The sequence below is a fragment of the uncultured Succinivibrio sp. genome, from assembly GCF_902756765.1.
Classification (GTDB): domain Bacteria; phylum Pseudomonadota; class Gammaproteobacteria; order Enterobacterales; family Succinivibrionaceae; genus Succinivibrio.
Genome location: NZ_CACVSS010000096.1, coordinates 1 through 6,503 on the forward strand (window position 1 = coordinate 1; position 6,503 = coordinate 6,503).

The 6,503-nt window shown below is 41.9% G+C and carries 6 protein-coding genes; all 6 read right to left on the reverse strand.

Annotation, left to right across the window (positions count from 1 at the left end; genetic code table 11):
- Positions 1 to 1,377: amidophosphoribosyltransferase (gene purF / locus QZU45_RS10380; protein ID WP_295355069.1), on the reverse strand; the 1,377-nt coding region annotated here is incomplete at its 3' end.
- 5 nt (positions 1,378 to 1,382) lie between these two features.
- Positions 1,383 to 1,889, reverse strand: a complete 507-nt coding sequence (locus QZU45_RS10385) for a CvpA family protein (RefSeq protein WP_295355071.1) — start codon at positions 1,887 to 1,889, stop codon at positions 1,383 to 1,385.
- Positions 1,889 to 3,196 (reverse strand): serine--tRNA ligase, encoded by a 1,308-nt coding sequence (gene serS / locus QZU45_RS10390; RefSeq protein ID WP_294999807.1) that lies wholly within the window; start codon positions 3,194 to 3,196, stop codon positions 1,889 to 1,891. Before serS ends, QZU45_RS10385 begins: the two co-directional genes overlap by 1 nt.
- A 399-nt stretch (positions 3,197 to 3,595) precedes the next feature.
- Positions 3,596 to 5,023 (reverse strand): replication-associated recombination protein A, encoded by a 1,428-nt coding sequence (locus tag QZU45_RS10395; protein ID WP_295355073.1) that lies wholly within the window; start codon positions 5,021 to 5,023, stop codon positions 3,596 to 3,598.
- The gene (lolA, locus tag QZU45_RS10400; protein ID WP_295355074.1) at positions 5,004 to 5,621 is read right to left on the reverse strand and encodes an outer membrane lipoprotein chaperone LolA; all 618 of its coding nucleotides are present in this window, start codon (positions 5,619 to 5,621) and stop codon (positions 5,004 to 5,006) included. Before lolA ends, QZU45_RS10395 begins: the two co-directional genes overlap by 20 nt.
- A 3-nt stretch (positions 5,622 to 5,624) precedes the next feature.
- Positions 5,625 to 6,503: FtsK/SpoIIIE domain-containing protein (locus QZU45_RS10405; protein WP_295355075.1), on the reverse strand; the 879-nt coding region annotated here is incomplete at its 5' end.

The following is a 6,503-nucleotide window of genomic DNA, read 5'->3' on the forward strand; positions in this document are numbered from 1 at the left end:
TGAGCAGTCGAATCTTGTCAGATTTGGATTTTCCTCTGTTATTGATGCTTCAAGATCTTCAAGCTTCTGATAAATCAGAGCATCAGCATCAATTGCCTTACATATTTCCTCATTGGTTCGACCGTAGGCAATCAGTTCCTTAGATGTTGGCATATCAATACCGTATATATTTGGATAACGGATCTCTGGTGATGCAGAAGCAAAGTAGACCTTATTGGCACCTGCTTCTCTTGCCATCTGAACAATCTGCAGAGAGGTTGTTCCACGAACGATAGAATCATCGACTAAAAGCACATTCTTTCCTGCGAACTCTGATGGAATAGGATTCAGCTTGTTGCGAACTGATTTCTTACGTTCCTTCTGTCCAGGCATAATAAAGGTTCTTCCAACATAGCGGTTCTTTACATAGCCCTGTCTGTATGGAACACCAAGAGTTCTGGCAATCTGGACTGCGATATCAATTGAGGTGTCAGGAATGGGAATAACCACATCAATCTTTAGGTCCTGATGCTCATGCTTGATCTGTTCTGCCAGCTTGGTGCCCATACGTACACGGGTAGCGTATACGGAAGCGCCGTCAATAACAGAATCAGGACGGGCAAAGTATACATATTCAAAAATACATGAATTTAAAACAGGATCTTTAGCGCAGATACGTGAGTGCAGCTCGCCATCCTTAGTAATCAGAAGAGCTTCACCTGGTTTTACATCACGAATCATCTTAAAACCGATAACATCCAGAGCAACGCTCTCAGAAGCTACCATATACTGTGATTTTCCGTTTTCATCCTTCTTCTCGCCTAAGACTAAAGGACGAATACCATATGGATCACGGAAAGCAATCATTCCAATGCCAAGTACAACACTGACAACAGAGAAGCCTCCTTTGATCTCCTCGTATACACCTGAAATAGCATCAAAGATATCATCATGGGTAGGAATATCTTTGTTGATTTTGGAAATTTTCCAAGCGAGGATGTTTAAAAGGACTTCGGAATCTGATTGGGTGTTTACGTGACGGTGAGCTTTTTTACACTTTTCTTTTAATTCTTTGGAATTGATGAGGTTGCCGTTATGGGCGAGGGCAATGCCGTATGGGGAATTAACATAGAAAGGCTGAGCTTCAGCAGCTGAGGATGAGCCTGCGGTCGGATACCTTGTATGGCCTATTCCGATGTTTCCCGTCAGTCTCAGCATATGTCGCTGTTGAAAGACCTCCGTTACCATACCGTTCGATTTTCTCTGATGAAAGTTATCATCCTCATCAACGGTAATTATGCCCGCCGCATCTTGGCCACGATGCTGCAAGACCTGTAAAGCGTTATATAGTTTTAAATTGACAGGAGAAGTACCTACGATACCAACTACGCCACACATTTAATTTATGCTCCGGTTTCAGTTGTTCCCATATAAATGAAGAACCAGTTAACGATTCGTTGTAATTCAGGTATAAACAAAGAGTCCTTATACCATGGATAATCCTGGATAAAAGAAAGGATATGTAGTTTGCCCAAGATTTGAACCAGTGCAAGAACAGCACTGACGATAAGAATACCTCGTACAACACCAAAAGCTATACCAAGAAGTCTGTCAAAACCAGAAAGTCCAGCCTTTTTCACTAAAGAACTTATTATTGTTGAAAGAAAACCAAGAATAATAAGACTTCCGATGAAAAGAACAATACTTGCTATTGCTTTTCTTGTCAGAGGATCATTAGAGAAAGTGATTAGAGATGCAACCTTTTCATAAAAGCGACTAGCGATTATGAAGGCTGCAACCCAGGAAAAGATTGAAGAGGCTTCTTTTACAAAGCCTCTGAAAACAGACATGATGGCTGATAAGCCAACCACGCCTAAAATTACCCAGTCAAGAGCGGTAAGTACTGCCATTATTTGGTCTCAGCAGAAATAACTTCCAAACCACCTAGATATTTACGTAATACCTTAGGAACTGTTACAGAACCGTCTGCATTCTGGTAGTTCTCTAAAACAGCAACCAGGGTACGGCCAACAGCTAAACCAGAACCATTTAAGGTATGAAGAAGCTCAACCTTGCCGTCCTTACGACGAACTCGAGCCTGCATACGACGAGCCTGGAAATCAACACAGTTAGAACAAGAAGAAATCTCACGATAGCAGTTCTGAGCTGGCAGCCAAACCTCAATATCGTAGGTCTTAGCAGAACCGAATCCCATATCACCTGTACATAGAGCAACAACGTGATAAGGAATCTCTAAAGCCTGAAGAACAGCTTCGGCATCAGCAGTCAGCTGCTCTAGTGCCTGCCATGAATCCTCAGGTTTAACGATCTGAACCATCTCAACCTTGTCGAACTGATGCATACGAATCAGACCGCGGGTATCACGACCAGCAGAGCCTGCCTCAGATCTGAAGCATGGAGTATGAGCTGTAATCTTAATAGGTAAATCCTGCTCAGGAATAATCTCATCACGAACCATGTTAGTTAGAGGAACTTCTGCGGTTGGAATAAGACAGAAGTGATGATTTACACCGTCACCGTCGCAGTCACCATCTAGGTTGGTATGGAATAAATCCTCTGCGAACTTAGGCATCTGACCAGTACCGTACAGTGAATCCATATTAACAAGGTATGGAGTATAGATTTCGGTATAGCCCTGTTCTTCATGAAGATCCAGCATTAACTGAACCAGAGCTCTGTGAAGCTTGCAGATTGCGCCTTTCATAAAAGCAAAACGTGCACCTGAAACTTTTCTAGCAGTCTCAAAATCAAGCATGCCAAGGCCTTCACCAATAGCAACGTGATCCTTAACCTCAAAATCAAACTGACGAGGAGTTCCCCACTTTCTTACTTCCACATTGGCGGTTTCATCTGGTCCGATTGGGCAGGACTGATCTGGAAGATTAGGGATTGTTAAAGCAATATCATTTAATTGCTTTAATACTTCATCCTGTTTTACCTTAACTGAGGAAAGCTCTTCACCAATTGCAGCAACCTTAGCCTTAATCTCGGCAACATCCTGTCCTGCCTTGATGGCCTGACCGATACTCTTGGATAAGGAGTTACGCTGAGCCTGTAGGTCCTGAGTCTTAGTCATGTACTCTTTGCGTAATGACTCTAGCTGGTTAATCTTTTCTACGTCTAATTTGTAGTTACGAGTTGCAAGGCGCTGAGCTGCCTCTTCAATATCAGCGCGTAAATATCTTGAATCTAGCATGAATAAACGCCACAGTTATAGTAAACAAAAAATCTTATATCCTAAGTTCCTCATGAGAGAGGACATTATCTTTATTTTTATCGTCTAGAGAATTGATTGAAAAAGAATTAACTCAGAAAACGAAAGGAATTAAACCTGTACTTATAACAATCAGAGTGTGTTATTTCTCGACTAAAACGATCGTAATGAGACTTTGATTGCAAATTTTACGGCGCTAATTTTAACATAATCAGTAAAAAGTTGCTTAAAAAACTGTATTGAAAAATGCTATCGCACCGATACAAGCTCAAAAAGCAATCCGCTGTGAGAATGTTTTACAAACAGAGCTGACTTTTTTTGTTGATGGTGATTAATAGTAAATAACACTTTGAAATCAGATATGAATACAGAAAAATCAAATTATCTGTGGGTTACTTTTTTTCCGACAAATCCATCAGGATAACGTTTATCCTGTTCGACTGCATCACGCTGTCTTAGGTACTCGATCTTTTTGGTATATGTTACCTCCGCCCCTCTGTTGGAAGGATGATAATATACAGTACCAGTGAGCTCTTCAGGGAAGAAACTCTCTCCTGCAGCATAGGCTCCTTCATAATCATGCGCATAGCGATAGCCTTTTTTATACCCCATATCTTCCATAAGTTTTGTAGGAGCATTTCTAAGATAAATGGGAACTTCAAGATCACCATGAGCCCTGGCATCTTCACGAGCCTTGCCGAAAGCTTCATAAAGATGATTGCTCTTAGGTGCTAACGCACAGTAGACAGTAGCCTCTGCAATAGCTCTTTCCCCTTCGGCAGGGCCGACACGCTCAAAGATATCCCAGGCATTAAGACACACAGTCATCGCTCTTGGATCTGCAAGGCCGATATCCTCCGTGGCAATAGCAAGCAGACGTCTTGCTACATAAAGAGGATCACCTCCGGCTTCGAGGATTCTTGAATACCAGTACAGAGCGGCATCCGCGGCACTGCCTCGAACCGACTTATGAAAAGCGGAGATAAGTTCGTAATAGGCATCACCGTTCTTGTCATAGTTAATCAGCTTACGACCGGCTACGGCCCCAACCATGGCCAGGGTTAAAATCTTGCCGCCTTCTTTATATGGGGCTGCAAGATCGGAAGACATCTCCAGAATATTCAGAAGATATCTTGCATCTCCGCCTGCAAGATCAACTATAGCTTTCTCAACGCCATCAGCTAAATGAAGCTCTTCTTTTTTTAGTCCGCGCTCAGAATTCAGGGCATATTGAATCAGAGCCCTTGACTCTTCCTCGTTAAGTTTCTGCAGTACATAGACTCTGGCTCGGGATAACAATGCAGAATTTAGAGAAAAGGAAGGATTCTCTGTAGTGGCACCTATGAATGTAATGGTTCCGTTTTCGATATGAGGAAGAAATGCATCCTGCTGAGTCTTGTTGAAACGATGAACCTCATCTACAAATAACAAGGTTTTTACCCCCCGCTGCTTTCTCAACAAAGCTCTATCCACAGCTTCCCTGATATCCTTGATACCAGAGGTTACAGCAGGAATCTGTTCAAAATATGCATTACAGGATTTAGCAAAAAGCAGAGCTAAAGTAGTCTTGCCAACACCAGGAGGGCCCCAAAGCACCATGGAATAGCACTGCCCTTTATCTAAAAGAGCTCTTAAAGGACGTCCCTTAGCAATAAGGTGACTCTGACCTATGTATTCATCAACAGATTGAGGTCTCAATCTAGAAGCTAATGGAGCAAAAGCATCGAGCTGTTCAGAACTCGCCAAAGAATCCTTATCTTTCTGCTCTTGTTCTATTGCTGCAAAAAGGTCAGTTTGATTTGCGCTCATCGTCTATCTGTGCATCCTCTGGAATACTGTATGAAAATGCATTATTCTCAACTGTATATTTAATGCCGCTCAGATTGTATGTGTTGATATTTCCATCCATAAGACTGATTGAAATTGAGCTTATATCATCTCCGTTAAACTTTAATGACAACTCTTTTATATCAGCCTTTTTCTTTGGAACAAGTCTGTATACTCCTGACTCTTTGGTAACCTTGTACTGATTCCAGATATCTGCACGATTTGAAGTCAAAAGAAGAAATGGAGAAGTATACAGATCCTTTTTATCAAAAATAGTAACCTGGTTGATAAAAGGATCATAGAAGTACACATCCTTTCCTTTAGTAAAAAGAACCTGTTCATCCGGAGATAAGGTGTGCATCATCAGAGAATCCGGTTTTTTTATAGACAAGGTACCCTCGGCAGAAGAAACCACCTCTCCGTTTGATTTGGTTACCTGCTGATTAAACGCAGCAGACATTGAAGTGTGTTTAGCAAATATTTGCTGTAGCTCTGAAATAGCATCAGCATAAACAGAAAAACATAAAAATACAGCAGAAGCTGATAGCAGTTTTAATAAAAGTGTCTTATTCATCTTCATTAGTTACAGGATATTTCCCTTTGCGTCAATAATACCTTCATTCTGAAGCTGACGGTGAATTCTCTTTGCTCTATTGTAGCCTACAGCATGTGTAGTCTGAATCTCAGAAATTGAAAGCCTGGTGGTATTACCAAGGTCATTTCTAATCCAGTCAACGATAGCATCAAACTTGGCGTCAACAGAACCTGCTGAGCCACCATCATTGGCATTTACTGTCTCCTCAGCCTCTTCCTCATCAATGAACTCGGTAACGCCCTCCACGTACTCAGGATCACCTGCTCTGTCAATCCAAGCCTGAACAACAGCATGAACGTCATCGTTACTTGCATAAGGTCCATGTGCTCGGAAAGACTGGGTATTATTCAGCTTCTGGTATTTAACAATCATGTCACCGTTACCTAAAAGATTCTCGGCTCCATTCTCGTCCAGAATAATTCTTGATTCCTGAGAATTCTGAACGGTATAGGCTATTCTTGATGGCATATTGGCACGGATAGGTCCGGTCACAATTTCAGCACGAGGAGTCTGAGTAGCAAGAATCAGGTGAATACCAGCTGCACGAGCCTTTGCTGCAAGACGGCCAATCATAGCCTCAGGGCTGTTACCTCCCTTTTTGCCTACACTTGCAACAGCCATTAAATCAGCAAACTCGTCAATAACCAGCACGATATATGGAACTGGTCTTAACTCAGGACACTCTCCGCCCATATCGGCAGTCCATATAGGATCAAATACTTTATTACCCTTAGCATTCTCTGAACGGATAAGTTTGTTTACCTGATGAATGTTGGATACATTCATCATTGAAATCAGTTTATATCTTCTCTCCTGCTCTTTAATCAGCCATGCCAGAGCTGCAGAGGTTGACTCAGGATCAGTAAT